Source organism: Frankia sp. AgB1.9 (genome assembly GCF_016786355.1).
Lineage (GTDB): Bacteria > Actinomycetota > Actinomycetes > Frankiales > Frankiaceae > Pseudofrankia.
In genome coordinates, this window is the sequence record NZ_JADWYX010000107.1 from 14,720 (window position 1) to 32,482 (window position 17,763).

Below are 17,763 nucleotides of genomic sequence, written 5' to 3' on the forward strand. Positions count from 1 at the left end.
ACCTATCCCACCGACATCATCACGCTGTGTCACACCCGGTCGGGACACTCCCCCTCGCCTCACCCGGTTGGGCGCGGTCGCGGGACTACATTGCGTGACGAACCTTGGCCCGAGCGCGGAGCCATTCCGTCCAGCTTCCCCGCATGGAGGAATACATGGTCGGTGCCGGATTCGCGGCCTGCGTCGTCACCCTGGCCGCGACGCCCCTCGTCATCGCCTACATGCGCCGGCTGTCGGTGCTCGACATCGCCAACGAGCGCACCCTGCACACCCGCCCGACGCCGCGCGGCGGTGGCGCCGCCGTGGTACTCGGGCTGTTCTCGGGCGTCGTGTTCACGGTGCTCACCAGTGGACGGGCCAGCGCCCCCGACCTGCTGCCGATGACGCTGGCCGTCACCCTGTTCGGCCTGCTGGGGCTGGCCGAGGACGTCGCCGGCGACATCGGCGGGATCGCGCCGCTGCGCCGGCTCGCGCTGCAGACCCTCGCCGCGGCGGCCGTCACGGCGATGACGGCCGTGAGCGTCGCGATCGGCACGGGCCGACCTGGGCTCGGGATGGTGGCGGCAGCGGTCGTCATCGGGCCGGTGTGGATCACCGGATTCGTCAACGCCTTCAACTTCATGGACGGCGTCAACGGCATCTCCGCGACGCAGGCGACCGTCGCCGGGGTCGGATACGCGCTGGTCGGCACGGTGCACCACAGCCCGCCACTGGTCGCGGGCGGCACGGTGCTCGCCGGCGCCGCGCTCGGCTTCGCGCCGTTCAACGTGCCGCGGGCGCTCGTCTTCCTCGGCGACGTCGGCAGCTACGCGATCGGTGGGGCCATCGCCGCGCTCGCGCTGCAGGCGGCGGTGTCCGGCGTGCCGGTCGAGGCGGTCGCGGCGCCGGTCGTGCTCTACCTGGCCGACACGGCGACGACGTTGGTCCGCCGGATCCGGACTGGTGAGCGCTGGTACCTCCCGCACCGCGGCCACGCCTATCAGCGGCTGGTGACCGCCGGGTGGTCGCACACCACGGTCGCCGGGTACACCGGCGTGCTCGCCGCGTTCTGCGCCGGGCTCGGCCTGGTCAGCGCCGCCAGGGTGGCGGTGCCGGTCCGAGTCTGCGCGGACCTGATGATCTGCTTCCTTGTGGCCCGTTACCTCGGCGCCCCCCGGCGGGTGGCCACGCGCCGGGGCGCCGTCGAGGCCCCCGGCCGCACCCTTTCCCCAGCTCCGGCCGACCGCTCCGCCACCGGCCCGGCCGACCTGTCGCCGGACGGCAGGGCCGGCGAACCGGCAGGGGAAACAGCGGACGCCACGCTGACCGTTCCGGCGCAGCGAGCACCCGCGGAGCGATCCGCCGGCACCGTGAAGCAATGATCCGGGTCAGCCTCGACCGGGTCGGCCGCGCTCGGACCACCGCGAGGATCGGATCAGATCGCGCGGCTACGGCAGGCGAGTTCGGCCCACTCGGCGCGCCCGAGCGGAAGCACGAACCGCTGGCCCTCAAGCCAGCTGTGTGCCTGCGCCTGGCCCAGCAACAGCAGCTCAGGTCGCCGGCTCGCGGCCGCCGCCGGAGGGAAGACCCGGCCCACGGGCTCCAGCGTGCGCAGGACCGCACGGACCACTCCGGGTGGGAGGGACCAGATCCGCCGGCCCGGCGCGAACGACTCGTAGAGCGAGCGGACCGTGTGTCCCTCAGTCGGGTGCGACACGATCAGCGGCGGGTCGTCGGCCGCTACGAGCGCCACGAGCGCCGCCGCGACATTGCCGATCAGAGCCACCGGAACCGGCTGGTCCCCGCGTCCGCTGACGACCAACGGAAAACGGTCGCACCACCGGGCGAAAGCGCGCGTGAGATCCCGTCCGGGTCCGTGCACCGACGGCGGGCGGAAAAGGGTGACCTGCAGCCGGCCGGTCCCGGCGAGGCAGGTGAGCAGCCGCTCCCCCAGCGCCTTCGTCTCCGCGTACGGGCTGACCGGCGCATACCGCGGGCTGTCGTCGAGGACCAGGATCCTGCCCTGGACCGCCGCCGTGCTCACCTGGACGAGCCGCGTGACCCCGGCACGCTCGCAGGCGAGGCCCAGGACGAGGGGCCACAGCGCGTTCGCGCCGAACAGCTCACGAGTCGCGGGCGCCGTGGCGTCGGGCAGCCCGGCCGCGTTCACAACGACGTCGTGCCCGTTCAGCGAGCGGGCCACCTCGTCGACGAGCCCGTCCTCGACGAGTCCGGTCTCGAGCACCCGACCGAAGGCCGTATCGGAACCCGGCGCCGGCGACGTGCCTGTCCGTCTCGCCGCTTCGTCTCCGGCGGCCTTCACCGCCAGGGCGTCCGCCAGCTCGACAACGCGGCTCGGCTCGACACGCAGCCGCTTGGCAGGCAACGACGTCACGAGGTCACCTGAGGCGGTGATCGCCTCGGCTACCGCTCGCCCGACGAATCCGGTGGCGCCAAACACCGCGACTTTGGCCATCCAGCTGCTCCTCTGATCGTCTCGGGGCTTCCGGCGTGGACACCCTTCACGGTGTCGCCACATAGAGTAGTCACGTGATTGCATTCGCGGCCGAGCGTCGCGGCCGGCACGCGACACGCTTGCCGGCAAGTCCCGAACCGACGGCCAGATAGCCTAGGCTCGATCACTGACAGTAAACATTCAGTGACACATTCGAGTGTCCCGCCTGGAGGGCCAAAGTGCGATGAGCCTGCGGACGAGCTCCCCGCCCGAGGTCGACGGCCGCGAGCGCTCCCCGGGTACGGCGGACGCGACGGATCCGCCGGTCGTCGACCATGCGGTCGAGGCCCGCGACCCACTCGCGCGCGGGCTGCGGACCACCGCCGTCATCGTGCACTGGGGGCCGACCGAGCCGACCGTCGAGCTTGCCCGCCGGCTCGCCGACATGTCCGCCGTGACGGACGTGGTCGTCGTCGCCAACGATGGCAGTCCCCGCCCAGGCGATCTGCCGGACGCCGCCGGCTGGCTCGTCCCCACCGCCAACCTCGGGTTCGCCGGCGGCTTCCGATTTGGCGCTGACGCCGTGCAGGACACCGACGTCTACCTGCTGCTCAACAATGACGTGCTGCTGCCCGAGCAGACGGTCGCGGCCTGCCTCACTCTCATCTCCCGCGACGGCGTCGGCATCGTCGGACCCACCCTGCTCAACGCGGACGGGATTCACCCCGGAGCGGACCGCCTGACCCCGGTGTTCACGGTGTCGCGCCGCCGTCGCCGCGGGCGCCCAGAGCCGGCGGACGTCGCGTTCGTCACTGGCGCGATCCTCTTCGTGCGAGCCGAGTGCCACCGCCAGGTGCCCATGGACACCCGCTACTTCCTCTACTACGAGGAGACCGACCTGGCCCGCCGCGCCGCCGCCGCCGGCTGGCGGGTCATGGTCAGCCCCTACCAGGCATGGCACACCGGCGGCGGAACCGTCCCCGGCAACGCGTACGCCTACTACACGGTGCGCAACCGCCTCTGGTTCGCGCGCGTCCACGGCCAACCCTGGCGGGCTCGCGCGGCCGCCCTCTGGCTGACGTTCTTCGCGCTACCCCGTTACCTGGCCTCGGACCTGGCGCACGGACGAGGGCTCTCCCTCTGGCGGTCGTATGGACGCGGCCTGATCGACGGCGTCGGACCGCTGCCGCCGGTCGACTCCCCGCTGCCGGACGAGCCCCGTCCGACGCACTGGGCTCAGGCCGCGGTCTGAGCCCTCCCCGGCGACGTGGTCGCCGGGCCCGCCGACGGCTGGCCAGTCCTCAGGCGTGCCCGGAAGAACCCGCGCGGAAAGAGAGGAGACGGTCGTGCGCCGAACCCCGCCTTTCCCCGCCTCGAGGCCGGGCGCGGACGGGACCACGGAAGACGCGGAGACCGACGACCTCGTGGCCGTCTACGCGCAGGCTGTGCGGCGAGCACGGCGCGGCGCGGCGCGGGTCGCCTCCTGGATGAGGATCCTCTTGCTGCGGATGACGCAGCCGGGGGTCCGGATAGGGTTCGACTCCTTCCTCGGGCCACGCTGCGTGATTCTCTGCGCCCCGCGCGGGAAGCTGACCATTCGGGGATCCGTCCTCGTCCGCGACGTCCATCTGGAGGTCGAGGACGGAGCGCTCCTGGACCTCGGCGCGGACTTCGTCGGTCCCCACTGCGTGCTGGTCGCCCGCCGGCAGGTGGTGATTGGCGCCGGCAGCCTGCTGGCCGAGATGTGTGTGGTCCGCGACCAGGACCACGTGGTCACACCCGGAATCCCGGGCTCCGCGATGGTGTTCGCCGCGTCGCCGGTGACGCTCGGCCGTGACGTGTGGCTGGGGGCAAAGGCCACGGTTCTGCGGGGTGTCACCGTCGGTGACGGCGCCATCGTCGGGGCGGGTGCGGTCGTGACCTCCGACGTGGCCGCCGGCGCCAGGGTCGCAGGTGTGCCCGCGGTGCCGTTGCGGTCCTCCCGTGCCGGCGGGATCGCCGGCGAGGTCGCCGCCGGCGGCGACATCGACGTCCCGGCCACGGCTGGCCGTGTCCCCGCGCCACGCCCCACACCACAGGCGCGCTAGGGCGGGACGGGTCCGCGCATCGCAGGTCAGTCACTCTAGGTATTTTGAATGATACAAAGAGTGGCGTGAACAAGCCCGCGGACTATCTCGCCCGGCCGGTCGCCGCGCGGGCGACGGCGCCGGTCGCGGCATCGGCGCCTACGCCCCGGGGCGATACGGCTGGCTCGACGGTGGTACTCACCGGCGGCGGGGGGTTCATCGGCGGCCACGTCCGGGCGGCGCTCGCCGGCCGTGAGGTGGTGCTGCTCGGCCGCCGCAGGCCGGCGGCGCTCGGGTCTCACGAGCGCTGGGCCAGGGTGGATCTCGCCGCCGGGACGCCGGGTGCGCTGGTCACCCGCCGCATCGAGGCCCTCGACGTGCCGGCGGGCACGGCGCTATGCCACCTGGCACACGACCTCGGTGACCCGAAGCAGGCGGTGGCGATGTCGCTCAACCTGCTGGCCGCGGTCAACACCTGCCCGCAGATCACGCGGGTAGCGCTGGTCAGCACGGTCTCGGTGTACGGACCGAGCCACCGTGGCCTGGTCGACGAGACCACGGCCTGCCGGCCGCGCTCGGCCTACGCCCGGGCCAAGCTCGCCGCGGAGCGACCGTGGCTGACAGCGCTGCGTGCCGACTGCGAGCTGATGGTGTTGCGGATGGGCTCGGTGATCTCCGCCCGGCGGCCGGCTTCCTACCAACCGATCTTTGACGCACTGCGCAGACCGCTCAGGGCTGCCGCGCTCGGCTCGCTCCGGCGGGGGACTCCCGTGTCCTACGTGACGGCGGGCAACGCCGCGGCCGCCATCCAGTTCGCGCTCGACACCCCGCAGGTCGCGGGTCGGGCGACGTTCAACGTCGTCGACGAGCTGGGCTGCGCGAGCGCGGCGCTGGAGCGGGCGAACGTGGACTACGCGGCCATGCAGGACACCGTCCGGGCGCTTGCCGGCCTGCCCGTGCTGTGGCGGTTGCCCTTGCCGGTGGCTGCCGTCGACGGCGCGGCCCGGGCACTCGGCCGCCCTCGGCCGGGGCAGTGGTACAGCTCCGCGGCGCTGCGGGCCGCTGGGTTCGCCGCCCCGCACACGCTGGCCGACGAGATCGCCCGGATCGTCGACGGCCACCTCCCGGACCGAGCCCGCGCCGGGAGCGTCGTCCCTGGGGGTGACGCGCCGTGCGGGTACTGACGGTGGTGATGATGGCCGACGCCCGCCGTGGTGGCGGCCTGGCCGAGCGGGCCTACCAGCTGACCCGCGCCTACGCGCGGGCCGGGGGGCCCGAGCTGCGCACCGAGTTGCTCACTCTCGACCTCGATCTGACCGACACCCGGATCGAATCGCTGGCTCCCGCCACGCTGACCCCCATGCCCTGCGCGAACCGCCGCTTCTATCTGCCCGCGCGGCCGGGCCAGGTGGCCGAGCGGGTCGCCGCCGCCGACGTCGTGCACCTGCTTGGGCACTGGACCGCACTGGGCGCCCTCGGTTACCGCGCCGCCCGCCGCCACGGCGTCCCCTGGGTGGTCTCGCCGTGCGGCTCGCTACCGGTCGCCGGCCGTAGCCGCGCCGCGAAGCGCGCCTACAACGCGGCCGTCGGTACCCGGATCGTGCGCGAGGCGGCGGCGGCGATCGCCGTCACCGCCGACGAGGCGGCGGACTTCGCGCGGTACGGCCGCGATCCGGCCGCCGTGCGGGTGATCCCCAACGGGGTCTCCGCGGCAGACCACGATCGGGACGCGGGCGGTGCGTTTCTGCGCCGGCACGGCCTCGCCGGCCGCCGCTACGTGCTCTTCCTCGGTCGGCTCAACCGGATCAAAGGCGTCGACCTGTTGATCGAGGCGTTCGCCGCCGCCGGAGCGGCCGCCGACGGCTGGCTGCTGGTTCTCGCCGGGCCGGACGAAGGACTCGCCGCCGAGTTGCGCGCCCAGGCCTCGGCGCTCGGCGTGGCAGCCGCGGTCCGGTTCGTCGGCGTCGTCTCCGGCGCCGAGCGCACCGAGGCGCTGCGGGCGGCGTCGCTGCTTGTCGTGCCGTCGCGGCGGGAGGCGATGTCGATCGTCGCTCTGGAGGCCGGGGTGAACGGCACCCCCGTGCTCATCACTGATAGCTGCGGGTTCGACGAGGTGGCGCGATGCCGGGGCGGGCTGGTGGTGGGGGCGACGGCGCCCGCCCTGGCAGCCGGGCTGCGCCAGTTGCTCGCCCGCCCCGACGCTCTGGCCGAGCAGGGCACGCGACTACGCGCGCTGGTGCTCGCCGAGTTCACCTGGGAGCGCGCCGCCGCTCGCCACCTCAAGGTGTTCGCCGACGTCGTGCCGGCCGGCAGGGCCGGGACCGAGCTTGTGGGAAGAGGAACACGCCGGTGCGAGTGACGATCGTCAGCCAGTACTTCTGGCCAGAGCAGTTCCGGGTCAACGACCTGGCCGTCGGTCTGCGGGAACGCGGCCACCAGGTGACAGTCCTGACCGGGCAGCCAAGCTACCCACGTCGCGACGTGTTTCCCCGCCGTCGGCGGCCAGGCCGCGAATGGTACGAGGGCGTCCAGGTGGTGCGGGTGCCGCTGGCCTCTCGCGGTGGCGGTGAGCGATGGCGGCTCGCGCTGAACTACCTGACCTTCGCCGCGAACGCCAGCCTGTTCGGCGTGCCGCGGCTGCCTCCATCCGACGTCGTGCTCGTCTTTCAGATATCGCCGGTGACGATGGTGGTGCCGGCGTTGCTGCTACGCAGGGTCCGTGGGACCCCGGTCGTGCTGTGGGTGCAGGACCTGTGGCCACACACGCTGCGCGCGATGGGCGTGGTGCGCTCCGAGCGGATGCTCGGCCTGCTCGAGAAGGCGGTTGGCGCGGCTTACCAGCGCTGCGCGCGGGTGCTCGGTCAGTCCGAGGACTTCCTGCCGCTGCTGCGCGCGGCCGGGGTGCCGGCCGACCGGCTCGGCTACCTGCCGAACTGGGCCGAGGACCGCTACCGCCCGCTGCCACCCGACCCCCAGGTCCGGCGGGAGGCCGCGCTGCCGGAGGGGTTCGTCGCGATGGTCGCGGGCAACCTCGGCGTGGCGCAGGCCCTCGAGACGCTGGTTGACGCGGCCGAGCGGCTGCGTACCCTGCCGGGCGGCGCCGACGTGCAATGGGTGGTCGTCGGCGACGGCCAGCGCGGGGAGTGGCTGGCGGACGAGATCAGCCGCCGCGGTCTCGGCGACCGGGTGCGTCTGCTGGGCCGTCATCCGACCGAGCAGATGCCCGCGTTGCTCGCGCACGCGGATGTGGTGGTCACGACGTTGCGTCGAGACCCGGTGTGGGCGCTGACGGTTCCGAGCCGGGTGCAGTCGTTCCTGGCCTGCGGCCGGCCGGTGGTGGCGGCGGCGGACGGGACGACCGCCCGGGTCGTGGCAGCCGCCGGCGGGCTCGCGGTCCCAGCGCAGGACGGGGCGGCGCTCGCCGACGCGATCGCGTCCGTGCGCGCGCTCGCACCCGCCGAGCGCGCGGCCATGGGGGCCGCCGCCCGCGAGTACTACGTGACGCACTACGAGCGGGCCGCACTGCTCGACCGGGTCGAGCGGCACCTACGCGACGCCGCGGTCCGCCCGGCCGCGCCCGAGCGAATCCCGGCTACGCGGCCGGCCGCGATTCCCGACCAGCCACAGCCACCACATCCAGATCGGCCAGCGGAGACCGCCGCGCCAGGGAGGACCTGATGAGAATCCTCGCCCGGCGCGGCGACGGGATGCTCGGCCACGAGCTCGCCGAACGGATCAGGCTGAGAGACCATGGAGGACACTGCGATGGCTGAGAGCGCGTCAAATACGACGGACAGTGCCGGGATGCTCTCCGGCCGGCGCATTCTGGTAACCGGTGGCACCGGGTCGCTTGGGCAGGTGCTGATCCGGCGGATCCTGTCCGGCGAGGCCGGTGTGCCGGCCAAGGTGATCGTGCTGTCCCGGGACGAGGCCAAGCAGCACGCGATGCGGCTGGCCTACCTGCGGCAGCGGGTCACGACGGACGAGACGATCTACCGGAACTTCGACCGGATTCTGGAATTCCGCCTTGGCGACGTCCGGAACTACTGGGACGTCGCCGCGTGCGTGCGCGACGCGGACATCGTCGTGAACGCGGCCGCGCTCAAGCAGGTGCCGGCGTGTGAGTACTTCCCGGACCAGGCCATCCTGACGAACTGCTCGGGCGCGTCGAACATCGTGCGCGCGGTGGCCGAGCATGGCTACCAGGTGGACTGCGTCGTCGGCGTCGGCACGGACAAGTGCTGCAAGCCGGTCAACGTCATGGGCATGACCAAGGCGCTACAGGAGCGGATCTTCATCGCGGCGAACGTCGGCGTGCGTGAGCGGTCCGGGCGCACCCGATTCGTCGGCGTGCGCTACGGCAACGTGCTGGCCTCACGCGGCTCGGTGATCCCGTTGTTCCTCGACCAGATCGCCCGCGGTGGGCCGGTAACGGTCACGGTCGCCGACATGACCCGGTTCCTGGTCACCCTGGACGAAGCCGTCGACATGATCTTCCATTCGATCCACCGCGGACGGCCAGGGGAGATCCTGGTACCGCGGACACCCGCCTCGACCGTCCTCGACATCGCGCACGCGCTGATCGGTGACCGGGACATACCGGTGGAGGTCGTCGGGGTGCGTCCCGGCGAGAAGATGCACGAGGTCATGGTCTCCGAGGAGGAGTGCCACCGGACCCGCCTTGACGGGCAGTACTACGTGATCTCACCGATGTTGCCGGAGCTCGGCGAGCCGTCGCCGACCGGTGAGCTGGCCGGCGAGTACAGCTCGGCGGACAACGTCGTCGGTCTCGCCGAGACCGCCGCCTTGCTGAGTCGCAACAACCTGCTGCCGTCGCTGTCCTCGCCGGCCCCCGGCTCGCCGCGCCCGGGCGCGGTGCCCGACCAGCGGGCCGGCACCGACCCGGTTGCTCGCTCGGCGGCCATGGCGTCCGGTCCCGATGAGTTCCCGACGACCGACCACCTCGATCTGCTGCGGTAAGGCCTGGCTGCCTGGAGCCGCGCGCCGCCGGCCCGACGCGGCCGAGCCCGCGGGGCTACTGACGAAGAAGATCGCGGGTCCCGTGGTGGTCCGGGCGCGGCCAAAGGCTACTGACGAAGAAGATCGCGCGTCTCGTGGTGGTCCGGGCGTGGCCCGTCAGGGCCAGCGGTGCTGTCCAACGCCCAGGCCGGGCCCTGGACAGCACCGCCGCGCTGAGGAACTTTAGGGCGACCGGAAGCACGCCAAGCGACTTGTCCGCGCCCGCCGCCCCTACACCACAGCGACCAACGCGGACCTAAACCCTCGCCGGCGGCCGAAAATACGCGAACCGGCAGGCGGCGACCACGATGGCGACTTTGATGGGCAGCGACACCAGAAGGTCTGTCACCGTCGTCTCCGAGGTCAGCAGCAACGTGAACAGCGACACGTACAACGCGGTCAGCCGCAGGTCGCGCGCCGGGTACAGGGTCTCGTCCACGAACCGATAGAGGGCGCCCATGAGGGCGGACCCGAGGAGCAACACAAGCAGTCCACCATGCCGGAACAGGTCCGCCTGCGGCGAGATCGCGGCCGAGCTGTACAGGTTCGCGGGCGTGTCGTAGTACTCCTGGTTGAACGTGTAGCCGGCGGTCCGGACCGGCTTACCCGGCCAGAGCGCGCGTGGGACCATGCCGAGCACCGGGTCGGTGACCAGCTCGAAGGCGCTCCGGTAGGGCACCATGTTCGGGGTCTTCTGGACAACGGCGGCGAGGCTGTCCACAGCCCGGACGCGGTCGATGACGGTCGAGCTGAGGACGGACTCCGACGATGACTTACCACTGTCGTTGCCGCCGTTGCCGCCGTCCACCGTCTGGACGATGACCTGCGGAGCAGCGGCGACCGCCGCCGATGCCGACAGGTTCGTTCTTCCATGCTTCCGGACGATGTCGCGGTACGAGGCGTTGAACGGCACGACGACAAGCATGAAGACGGCCGCGGCGCCAAGCAGCCAGCGCAGCGGCAACCGTCCGCGGGCCACCGTGAAACTCAGGCACACCGCGAGCAGGGTGTAGGCGAACCCGCCCTTCATTCCGCTGAGCAGCCCGAAGCCGATCTCGGTCCCGAGCAGGACCAGGAAGACCATCCGCCGCCGGGCGCCGCCGAACCGAGCCAGCTCAACCGACGCGATGGCCAGCGCGGCGAGGCCGAGGCTGCCGGTCTCCACCAGGATCTGCGCGTACGACGACGAGCCGCTCACAGCCTTGGACGGGTCGGCCAGGTAGCCGAACTGTCCAAGGGCGATCTGGGCGATGCGCGCCAAGACGGACACACCCGCGAGGACCCACACGGCATTCGGGCGGCACATGCCGCCGCCTCTGCCGTCGCGCTCCGAGGTCGCGACGGCGGCCAGCCGGTGTCCAAGACGAAGTGCGACCACGCCGGGACCGACGACATAGCCGATCGCCCACAGCGGCGCGGCCAGGCCGACAATGGCGAGCGCGTGCGCGACGCTCGACCGGTCGATGGTGGCCAGAAAGCCAGACTGCGGATTCCGCCACGCAATGGACGCGAGCCCCATGGTCACGGCGGAACTCAGCAGGTACCACGGTCCGAGTTGGAACTGGCGCAGACTGCGGCCGTAGCGGTCACCGATGAACGCCATGAGGGCCAGATACTCAACCGTGACGGCGATGGAGCGCAGCACCACCCGGTCGGAGACAGCCGGGGCGGCGGCGAAATCAGTCACCCAAAGGCCGATCGCCACCGCGGCGGCCAGGGTCCACACCGCCGACCCGCGCCCGCCAGATGCGGCATCTTCCGGCCCGGAAGAATTTCCCGATCTGGGAGACACCGTCCGAGCCAGCGGGACCTCACAGGTGCCGACCGCGGTCACAGGACGGCCTCGAGCAACGCGGTGAGCCGATGTTGGTATGTGTGCTCGGCATGGCTGCGCCGCGACGCGGCATCGCCGACGGCACGCGCCGCCGCCCGGTCGTCCACGCACCCTTTGATCCGGTCGAGCAACTCATCGAAGGTGCTGAACGCGAGGACCTCGCGATCCTCGTCGAACAGGCCGGGCAGCGAGTCCCGACGCTCGCACAGAACGGTGCCCCCACAGCCTGTCGCCTCGAACAGTCTGCAGTTCACGCTCTGCATCTCCGCCGGGTGCAGGGCATTGACGACAGCACACGCCCCGCGGAACACAGCGGCCTTCTCCTCACCGGCCACGTAGCGCCCGGCATGGTGGCGGACCAGCCGTGGGTCACGAAGCCAGCGGCTCATCGCCGGGCCGTAGACCCGCACGTCGACGCCGCGGTCGAGGAGCTGCCCGATCAGCCGTGCACGGGCGCTGTACACGTGTCCCACGAACACCACATACGGCAGGTCCGGAACGGTGGCCGGTGGACGGTGGCGGACCGGGTTGCACGCCTCCGGCAGATAGTGCGCCGGCAGTTCCAGCACATCGGACAGCCGGCGCACGAGAAGCGGGTCCTTGAAGAACAGCGCGTCATAGTCGCCGAGCAGCATCCGCTGCCGGTCGAGGTTGGCGACGGCGTCCGGAAACCACAGACAGACCCGGACTCCTCGTCGGCGCAGCTCGCGCACCGTGGCCGGCAGCAGGTTGAGGTCGACCGAGACCACCACACTGACCCCGGCACGCTCGGCTGCCGCTACCAGACCGCGCTGGTAGGCAAGCCCGAGGCGGTCGGAGGCTCGCCGCGCGAGTTCGAGGGTCGCCGCGACGGGCCGGCTGGCCGGCTGTGGGAAAGCCGGGCCGAGCGGCACTCCGTGTGCGCCGACGTCCGGCAGGCAGGCAAGGATGTTCTCCGCGAAGCTGTCACCGCCGATTGGCCCGATCACGCCCACCCGGACCGCGCCGCCAACCGGGGTCAGAGCCGCGGCCGGTGTGGGTGTGCCCCTGGGTGTCACAGGTGCCGCCACGAGGCCGGCGTCTTTCATGCGTTACCTCTTCCCGAATCGGAGGGGACGGCGACCCAGTCCAGGTGGCCCCGTCCGGTGACCCGACGCAGCCTGGCCGGCACGGACCTGGCCGTGATGCCGACCGACCGCAGCGCTACGCGGAGCAGGAGGACGAAGGTGACGAGGTAGGCGACGCTGGAGGCGACCGCGGCGCCGGCGACGCCGATCGTCGGCACCAGCGTGGCGAGCAGCGCCACCGTCACCACCGTCCCGGTCCACTCGCAGCGAGCCACCGGGAGAGTCCGCCCAAGCCCGCGCAACACGTCATCCATCGCCCGGTTACAGCCGAGTACCGCCGCGCCCGGCGCGAGCAGCCAGAACAACCCGATGCTCGGCGCGTAGGCCTGTCCGAGCAGCACATGCACCGCCAGTGGCGCCGCGACACTGAGTACGCCAATGCACAGCACTCCGAAGGCGAGGCTCGCGCCCACGGCAGCCAACACGACCCGGCGATCGGCCCCGGAAGCCGAGCCGCCCCCAAGGGCGGGTCTCCCGGCCGCGAGACGGGGCATCGCGACGTTGCCGAACGCGGCGCACACCGGCTGAGGCAGCATGGCCATCGAGACCGCGACGGCGTAGTGCCCCACCTGGGCGGGCTGGACGAGCACCGCCAGCAGGAGCAGATCCAGCGATGTGTTGAGCAGATACGAGATCGACGAGATCATCGTGGCGCCGCCGTAACCGGCCAGATCCCTGCCGATGGAGCGACGCAGCCGGCCCCGCCCGGGAAGCGCCTGACGACACAACGCCGCGGCCGCGACGGCTTGCAGCGCCAGCGAGCCGACGAGGCAGAGCACCGCGCGCCCGACGCTGAGCAGGTCGGTGAGGGCCAGCGCGACCACGGCGGCGGAATAGGCGACCGGTTGAAGCACGCGGGTCACGTTCCAGCTGCTCATCCGGGTCGCCTGCAGCGCGAATATCCAGGCCGAGGCGCCGAAGACCACTGGCTGGGCGGCGAAGGCCACCCGGAACGCCGTCACCGCGGCGCGATCGTGGACCACCAGGGGCGCGACCACGATGCCGACCGCGCCGACGAGGACCCCCAGCCCCAACAGCATGGTCCCGCCGGTGCGGACGGCGTCCCTGGCGCCGGGACGGTCCCGCGCCGCTGTGTAGCAGACGGCGTAGGTCAGGCCGCACTCGCCGATGGTCGCCGCGGCCAGCATGTAGGACATGATCACGGCGTAGGTACCGCGCCCGGCTGGCCCGAGGTAGCGAGCGAGGATCAGGCCGCCTGCCGCGCCCAGCCCGCTGATGGCGACACTCGTCGCCGCGGTGGCCCCGACGGAGGCCAGATATCCTCCGTTCCTGCGGGAGACCCGGTGCTTGGCTCGGGTCACGTCGTCTGGTTCCGCGGGAACGGCGTGCGTTCCAGTGCCGCGACCACACGGTCGAACCGCTCCCACCGCGGCGTGATCGCCAGCACGTTCGACGTGAACAGGCCCTGCATGGCCAGGCCCTGCGGGGTCAAGTTGAAGATCATGTAGCCAAGCTCGGCGAGCGTGGCTACCAGCTCCGCCTGGCTTCGGCCCTGGCGGGTCAGGTGCGCGGGCAGCATCTCCAGGAGCAGCGCCGGCGACCGGGTGCTGAGCAGATTCGTAGCGCCGCGCAGTACGTCGATCTCGAAGCCTTCGACATCGATCTTGACGAGATCGGGAGCCCGGTGCCGCTCTACGTACGCGTCGAGGGTGGTCAGAGTCGCGACGTGGTCGGCGGATCCAGTGGCGGCGACAGGATGGGCGAGGCCGGAGGCGTCACGATAGACCCGCATGCCGATCTCGCCGACCGTCGCGCCGACGGCGCAGGACTCGAGCCGCACCTGCGACAACCCGTTACGCCGGACCATCGCGCTCAGAACCGCCATCGTGTCCGGCACCGGCTCGAAGGCATGCACCTGCCCGGACGTGCCCACGAGACCCGCGGCCCACAGGGCATACACGCCTATGTTCGCGCCGACGTCGTAGCAGCAGTCACCGGGCCCGAGCACGGCGGCGAACACCTGGGCCAGCGCCGGCGGACGGTAACGCAGTTCGGACAACGCGCGTGCCGACCCGTCTCGACAGCTGTCGAGGTCGAAGTGCATGCCGTTGACGAACCGGCCACGCAGCGGGCCGACGTACTCGTCATTCGACCCCCGAGCCCACCCGACGACGCGGTCGTGACCACGCACGTCGGGAAGGTTCGCTGCCAGCCGATCGGCGAGTCGCCAGCGAATCGGGCCCTGCCCGGCGCCGGACCGTGCCAGGGTGCTCAGAAGATCCACACGGCGAACCCTAGGTGGCGCCTGCCGCTTGCGTCCGGTTGGCCTGATTGGGTTGGGCGGGGTCGGCGCGCCGGGGCCGGGCTCCACGGTCTCGATGTTTGGACACTTAGAGTCACCGCCGTGATGTCTACGCGTTACATCGATACCGAGCCCGAGACTCGTCGTCCTCGCGTGCTGCTGCTGGCGCCGTCGGGCGGTCTCGGCGGCGGTATTGAGCGCTATCTTGACGCCGTTCAGGAGGCATTGCGGGCCGGCGGTGCCGAGGTGCACCGGGTCGACCTGCGTGGCCAGGGGAACGCGCTGACTCTTCGGACCCGGTTGCGGTTCACGGCCGCGGCGCTGCGTGTCGCGCAGCGGTCCGGCCCGTTCGACACGGTCCTCGCCGGTCTGCCGAATCTCATCCCCGTGGCCGCGCTGGCCGTGCCACTGGCCAGGGCGCGACGCGGCCTGATCGTGTTCCACGGAACGGACATCTGGGCGATGAGATCAGTGGACCGGGCGATCCTCACCCTGCATCCCACCCTGCGCCCGATGACCGTGAGCTCCTTCAGCTCCGGAGCGCTTGCCCGTGTCGGCATGGCGCCGGTGCTGCGGCCCGGTATTCCTACCTCCTGGCGCGCGGCCCTGCTCGCGGCGGGCAGCCGGCGGCCAGCGGGCGGCGGCGTGCCGACCCTGCTGAGCGTCTTTCGGCTCAACGACGCCGACTGGGTGGGCAAAGGGCTACGCGAACTGCTTGCGGCGCTGGCGATAGTCCGTGGCCAAGTCGGGCCAGTACGGCTCGTCGTGGCCGGCCAAGGCCCGGTTCTCGACGCGGTGCGCCAGGCGGTCGCAGGGCAGGAGGCCGTCCAGCTGGTCGAGTCGCCGGACGACTCCACGCTGGCCGAACTGTTCGCGGCGGCGGACCTGTTCGTGCTGGGCACCCGGACCCGGGTCCACCCACCGCGCAGCGGCGAGGGCTACGGGCTGGTCCTGACCGAGGCACAACTCGCCGGATGCCCCGTCGTCGGTCCGGCGTACGGAGCGCGTGACGCATATGTCGACGGCGTCACCGGCGCCACGCCCGCCGACGAGTCCCCGCAGGCACTCGCCACGGTGCTGATCGACCTGCTCTCAGACCAGGCCCGCCTCACCCGCATGCGACAGCGCTGCGCCGAGTGGGCGCAGCTGACCACCGAACCAGAACAACACGTCCGAAACGTCTTCAGAGCCGTCCTCGGCACCCAACCCCCCACCAGTCCAGCCACCGGCACACCCGCACCAACCGTCCCCGCCCAAACAACCCCCGCCTCACCACAGCCGGTCCACCCTGGCGACAGCATCGCCGCCAAACAATGACACCCCGCCAAACAATGATGAATTTGCGCCGGCAAAGAAGTCCGCGACGACAGGCGTGACTACCAGACCGGCCGAACCGCCACCCGCGGTGGGCCCACCCCGCCCCAGTGGGCGCCACCCTGGACTCGAAATGCGGAGATCGTGGTCAGCGCCGCGGATCCCCGGCGTTCTTTCGCCAGTACACACCAGTCCAGTCGATCTTGGTCATTGGATCGTCGATCTGGTGCGCGTTGCGGTAGTCCTCGACCGCCCGTCGGCATCCCTCCACGGCGCCGTAGTCGTCAATGATGCAGAAGCCTCCGTCTGACAGCCGCGGGTAGAGAGCCTCCAGCGCCTCGCTCGTGCTCTCGTACATGTCGCCGTCGAGCCGGAGTACGGCGAGCTGCTCGATCGGCGCCGTCGGAAGCGTGTCGCGGAACCAGCCGGGCAGAAAACGCACCTGGTCGTCGAGCAGGCCGTACCTTCTGAAGTTCTCCCGTACCTCGGTTTCGGACACCACGAGTTCGGACCATTTGTGGTGGGGGTCTCCGGCGTCGTCGGGCCACCGCGCCGGGTCGGGTGCCGGTAGACCAGCGAACGAGTCGGCGACCCACACGGTCCGGTCAGGCACTCCGTGGGCCGCCAGGACACCTCGCATCATGATGGCGGACCCGCCCCGCCAGACCCCCGTCTCGATGAGGTCTCCGGGAATGTCGTCGACGAGTACCTGCTCGACCGCCTCCTGAAGCTGCTTCAGTCGGCGGCTTCCGGTCATGGTGTGCGCCAGCCGCGGCCAGTCCCCACCTACGTCACGCGCTCCGACGGCGCTGTATCGGATCAGTTCCAGTCCGCGCGCCTCGAGAAGACGGAAAAGAACGCGGTGCGCCGCACGGTGGGGCCGCCATATCCTGCCGTCCCGACCCTCCCAGAGCGAGAATGTGAGGGTTTCTCGCAGCAGGTCCAGATAACGTCCCGCCACGTCGGTGGACTCGGTGTGTGTAAGCTCCATTACTGCTCCTAGTCCGTGTCGTCCGTCGATATGCCGATATCGGCGAGACCAGTCGTCCCCATGGCGCGCCAAGCCGGAAGACGTCGCATCCTCCACCTAGCCCCGTCGAGTCTGGCGGATATCCGCCGCGCAATCACGGAGGACACGCTGATGGCGGAAGTCCGGCTCCGTTGGACAGCCGCCCACGGTAAGGTGCGATCGCAGCGCGAAACAAGTCCGTTCCAGGGTTGACGGCATCGCGCAGAACAGCCCTACTGCCACCTGCCTGGTGCTCCGCCATCGAAACGTATGTGTGGCAGGAGATGTTTCAGGTGACGGCCACCAGTTCGCGCGGCGGCCATCCGCGCCCAGGCCAGGCTTGACGACAGGGGTTCCAGAGTCGCGATTCCCCGTCATGAGTGGTCTCGGTAAGCCGGGAACGTGGCCCCGGCGGCGACACGCCTGACAGGTGGGTTCCGCACACGAACCCTTGACCTAGACTCAATTACCGAGAGTAGTACTCAACTCACTACTTGAGAGGCCCGCTCTCCTGACCGGAGGTGACGGCGTGATGAACCCGCCCAGAAGCGCCGTGACGGACGGGCCGAACCAACGGCCGCGCCCCCCCACCCCCCCCCCCCCCCCCGGGCCCCCGGCCGGCCCACCCGGGGGGGGGGGGCCCCGTCCCCTGTTCGCCCCCGAAGTACGTGATTCCTGGATCAGGCCCCGAAACTGCCAGTGATCGCGACCGCCCAGG

Annotated in this window: 14 protein-coding genes; 8 read left to right on the forward strand and 6 right to left on the reverse strand. The window is 71.3% G+C overall.

Translation table 11 applies throughout. The annotated features are described in order from the left end of the window. Positions 1-155 precede the first annotated feature (155 nt). On the forward strand, positions 156-1,361 hold the full coding sequence (locus I6A60_RS31610) for a glycosyl transferase (RefSeq protein WP_203021574.1): 1,206 nt from the start codon (positions 156-158) through the stop codon (positions 1,359-1,361). 53 nt (positions 1,362-1,414) lie between these two features. On the opposite strand, the gene I6A60_RS31615 is transcribed toward I6A60_RS31610, so the two are convergent. Next, on the reverse strand, positions 1,415-2,455 hold the full coding sequence (locus I6A60_RS31615) for an NAD(P)-dependent oxidoreductase (protein WP_203021573.1): 1,041 nt from the start codon (positions 2,453-2,455) through the stop codon (positions 1,415-1,417). A gap of 223 nt (positions 2,456-2,678) precedes the next feature. On the opposite strand from I6A60_RS31615, the gene I6A60_RS31620 reads away from it, so the two are divergent. The 6 genes from I6A60_RS31620 (at position 2,679) to I6A60_RS31645 (ending at position 9,480) form a co-directional block, all read left to right on the forward strand. Then, the gene (locus I6A60_RS31620; protein ID WP_203021572.1) at positions 2,679-3,686 is read left to right on the forward strand and encodes a glycosyltransferase family 2 protein; all 1,008 of its coding nucleotides are present in this window, start codon (positions 2,679-2,681) and stop codon (positions 3,684-3,686) included. A gap of 94 nt (positions 3,687-3,780) precedes the next feature. Further along, positions 3,781-4,521, forward strand: coding sequence for a DapH/DapD/GlmU-related protein (locus I6A60_RS43755; RefSeq protein WP_203021571.1), 741 nt, complete (start codon positions 3,781-3,783; stop codon positions 4,519-4,521). A 65-nt stretch (positions 4,522-4,586) separates the two neighbouring features. Further along, positions 4,587-5,684: an NAD-dependent epimerase/dehydratase family protein gene (locus tag I6A60_RS31630; protein WP_307873959.1), complete on the forward strand. Its 1,098-nt coding sequence runs from the start codon at positions 4,587-4,589 to the stop codon at positions 5,682-5,684. Beyond that, positions 5,672-6,859, forward strand: coding sequence for a glycosyltransferase (locus I6A60_RS31635; protein ID WP_203021570.1), 1,188 nt, complete (start codon positions 5,672-5,674; stop codon positions 6,857-6,859). Before I6A60_RS31630 ends, I6A60_RS31635 begins: the two co-directional genes overlap by 13 nt. Beyond that, the gene (locus I6A60_RS31640; RefSeq protein ID WP_203021569.1) at positions 6,850-8,178 is read left to right on the forward strand and encodes a glycosyltransferase family 4 protein; all 1,329 of its coding nucleotides are present in this window, start codon (positions 6,850-6,852) and stop codon (positions 8,176-8,178) included. Before I6A60_RS31635 ends, I6A60_RS31640 begins: the two co-directional genes overlap by 10 nt. A gap of 87 nt (positions 8,179-8,265) precedes the next feature. Further along, entirely contained in the window at positions 8,266-9,480 is a 1,215-nt protein-coding gene (locus I6A60_RS31645) for a polysaccharide biosynthesis protein (RefSeq protein WP_203021568.1), read from the forward strand. Positions 9,481-9,775: 295 nt separating this feature from the next. On the opposite strand, the gene I6A60_RS31650 is transcribed toward I6A60_RS31645, so the two are convergent. The 4 genes from I6A60_RS31650 to I6A60_RS31665 form a co-directional block, all read right to left on the reverse strand. Beyond that, positions 9,776-11,206 carry a hypothetical protein gene (locus I6A60_RS31650; RefSeq protein ID WP_307873960.1) on the reverse strand — a complete coding sequence of 477 codons (1,431 nt, stop codon included), beginning with the start codon at positions 11,204-11,206 and terminating at the stop codon, positions 9,776-9,778. Between the two features lie 143 nt (positions 11,207-11,349). Continuing rightward, complete coding sequence (locus I6A60_RS31655) at positions 11,350-12,420, reverse strand: glycosyltransferase (protein ID WP_203023755.1); 1,071 nt, start codon at positions 12,418-12,420, stop codon at positions 11,350-11,352. Beyond that, the gene (locus I6A60_RS31660) at positions 12,417-13,781 is read right to left on the reverse strand and encodes a lipopolysaccharide biosynthesis protein (protein WP_203023754.1); all 1,365 of its coding nucleotides are present in this window, start codon (positions 13,779-13,781) and stop codon (positions 12,417-12,419) included. Before I6A60_RS31660 ends, I6A60_RS31655 begins: the two co-directional genes overlap by 4 nt. Next, positions 13,778-14,704, reverse strand: a complete 927-nt coding sequence (locus I6A60_RS31665; RefSeq protein WP_203023753.1) for an FkbM family methyltransferase — start codon at positions 14,702-14,704, stop codon at positions 13,778-13,780. Before I6A60_RS31665 ends, I6A60_RS31660 begins: the two co-directional genes overlap by 4 nt. A 123-nt stretch (positions 14,705-14,827) precedes the next feature. Here I6A60_RS31665 and I6A60_RS31670 point away from each other — a divergent pair, with 123 nt between their 5' ends. After that, entirely contained in the window at positions 14,828-16,039 is a 1,212-nt protein-coding gene (locus tag I6A60_RS31670) for a glycosyltransferase family 4 protein (RefSeq protein WP_203023752.1), read from the forward strand. 145 nt (positions 16,040-16,184) lie between these two features. On the opposite strand, the gene I6A60_RS31675 is transcribed toward I6A60_RS31670, so the two are convergent. After that, positions 16,185-17,027, reverse strand: coding sequence for a TylF/MycF family methyltransferase (locus I6A60_RS31675; protein ID WP_203023757.1), 843 nt, complete (start codon positions 17,025-17,027; stop codon positions 16,185-16,187). Positions 17,028-17,763 lie beyond the last annotated feature (736 nt).

Excerpts from the sequence above, each read along its gene's own strand:
- I6A60_RS31610 (WP_203021574.1), top strand. The coding sequence starts at position 156 with ATGGTCGGTGCCGGATTCGCGGCCTGCGTCGTCACCCTGGCCGCGACG.
- I6A60_RS31615 (WP_203021573.1), bottom strand. The coding sequence starts at position 2,455 with ATGGCCAAAGTCGCGGTGTTTGGCGCCACCGGATTCGTCGGGCGAGCG.
- I6A60_RS31620 (WP_203021572.1), top strand. The coding sequence starts at position 2,679 with ATGAGCCTGCGGACGAGCTCCCCGCCCGAGGTCGACGGCCGCGAGCGC.
- I6A60_RS31645 (WP_203021568.1), top strand. The coding sequence starts at position 8,266 with ATGGCTGAGAGCGCGTCAAATACGACGGACAGTGCCGGGATGCTCTCC.
- I6A60_RS31655 (WP_203023755.1), bottom strand. The coding sequence starts at position 12,420 with ATGAAAGACGCCGGCCTCGTGGCGGCACCTGTGACACCCAGGGGCACA.
- I6A60_RS31670 (WP_203023752.1), top strand. The coding sequence starts at position 14,828 with ATGTCTACGCGTTACATCGATACCGAGCCCGAGACTCGTCGTCCTCGC.
- I6A60_RS31675 (WP_203023757.1), bottom strand. The coding sequence starts at position 17,027 with ATGGAGCTTACACACACCGAGTCCACCGACGTGGCGGGACGTTATCTG.